Source organism: Peribacillus tepidiphilus (assembly GCF_009466385.1).
Lineage (GTDB): Bacteria > Bacillota > Bacilli > Bacillales > DSM-1321 > Bacillus_BN > Bacillus_BN tepidiphilus.
The window spans coordinates 1-1,401 of sequence record NZ_WIAQ01000061.1; the positions used below are offsets into that span (position 1 = coordinate 1).

Annotated in this window: 9 tRNA genes and 2 rRNA genes; all 11 read right to left on the reverse strand. The window is 50.1% G+C overall.

Features of this window, described 5'->3' with window-relative positions:
• A 16S ribosomal RNA gene (locus GD441_RS16830) occupies positions 1-82 on the reverse strand; the annotation flags it as partial.
• A gap of 252 nt (positions 83-334) precedes the next feature.
• A tRNA-Ala gene (locus tag GD441_RS16835) sits at positions 335-410 on the reverse strand.
• A gap of 15 nt (positions 411-425) precedes the next feature.
• A tRNA-Pro gene (locus GD441_RS16840) sits at positions 426-502 on the reverse strand.
• A gap of 13 nt (positions 503-515) precedes the next feature.
• A tRNA-Arg gene (locus GD441_RS16845) sits at positions 516-592 on the reverse strand.
• 7 nt (positions 593-599) lie between these two features.
• Positions 600-688, reverse strand: a tRNA-Leu gene (locus GD441_RS16850).
• Positions 689-697: 9 nt separating this feature from the next.
• Positions 698-772: transfer RNA gene (locus tag GD441_RS16855), tRNA-Gly, on the reverse strand.
• Positions 773-776: 4 nt separating this feature from the next.
• Positions 777-861 (reverse strand) — tRNA-Leu (locus GD441_RS16860).
• 10 nt (positions 862-871) lie between these two features.
• A tRNA-Lys gene (locus GD441_RS16865) sits at positions 872-947 on the reverse strand.
• Between the two features lie 145 nt (positions 948-1,092).
• Positions 1,093-1,168: transfer RNA gene (locus tag GD441_RS16870), tRNA-Thr, on the reverse strand.
• 5 nt (positions 1,169-1,173) lie between these two features.
• Positions 1,174-1,249: transfer RNA gene (locus GD441_RS16875), tRNA-Val, on the reverse strand.
• 8 nt (positions 1,250-1,257) lie between these two features.
• Positions 1,258-1,373: ribosomal RNA gene (gene rrf / locus GD441_RS16880) — 5S ribosomal RNA — on the reverse strand.
• Positions 1,374-1,401 lie beyond the last annotated feature (28 nt).

Here is a 1,401-nt window from a genome sequence, read left to right on the forward strand (position 1 = left end):
GCTTTTAAGAAGTCCGCTCGACTTGCATGTATTAGGCACGCCGCCAGCGTTCGTCCTGAGCCAGGATCAAACTCTCCAAAAAGTTTTATAAGCATCGAATCTCTTCGTCAGCTTCGCTCGCTCACGTCCTCATTTATCAACAATAAACTCCGGCGTTCGCTCGCTTTGCTTCCTCGACCTTCTCGCTTCTAAAACTTTTTTTGTTTTAAAAGAGAGAAAATCCGATTCTCAACTTCATCCTTTTCGAGCTTGACTTGCTCATAAATTGTGTTGCTTAAAAGCAATTAGAATTAACGTTGACGTATTGTTTTGTTTAGTTTTCAAAGTGCAATGTTGGTGGAGCCTAGCGGGATCGAACCGCTGACCTCCTGCGTGCAAAGCAGGCGCTCTCCCAGCTGAGCTAAGGCCCCTTATAAATCGGAAGATGGTCGGGAAGACAGGATTCGAACCTGCGACCCCTTGGTCCCAAACCAAGTGCTCTACCAAGCTGAGCTACTTCCCGTTTAGAGAATATATGGCGCGCCCGACAGGAGTCGAACCCATAACCTTCTGATCCGTAGTCAGACGCTCTATCCAATTGAGCTACGGGCGCATATTCATGGTGCCGAGGACCGGAATCGAACCGGTACGGTAGTCACCTACCGCAGGATTTTAAGTCCTGTGCGTCTGCCAGTTCCGCCACCCCGGCACTATTTTTTGGAGCGGAAGACGGGATTCGAACCCGCGACCCCAACCTTGGCAAGGTTGTATTCTACCACTGAACTACTTCCGCATAATGGTGCGGGTGAAGGGACTTGAACCCCCACGCCGTAAGGCGCCAGATCCTAAGTCTGGTGCGTCTGCCAATTCCGCCACACCCGCAATATTAAAGTGGTGAGCCATGGAGGACTCGAACCTCCGACCCTCTGATTAAAAGTCAGATGCTCTACCGGCTGAGCTAATGGCTCATATAACTCAAAATTACTCCGCTACTTCTGTTTTAAACATGTGCTCCGTCTCATCTCTTTGGCAAGACATGAGACTACGCAACTCGTAGCAACTTCATAGCTGTTTTGCTCGTCTCTACCGACTGAGCTAATGGCTCAAAAATAGTGGTGCCGGCGAGAGGACTTGAACCCCCAACCTACTGATTACAAGTCAGTTGCTCTACCAATTGAGCTACACCGGCTTATATGGTGGAGGATGACGGGATCGAACCGCCGACCCCCTGCTTGTAAGGCAGGTGCTCTCCCAGCTGAGCTAATCCTCCGTATCAATGCCTGGCAACGTCCTACTCTCGCAGGGGGAAACCCCCAACTACCATCGGCGCTGAAGAGCTTAACTTCCGTGTTCGGTATGGGAACGGGTGTGTCCTCTTCGCCATCGTCACCAGACCATGTATTTTAGAGACAAATGTTATTA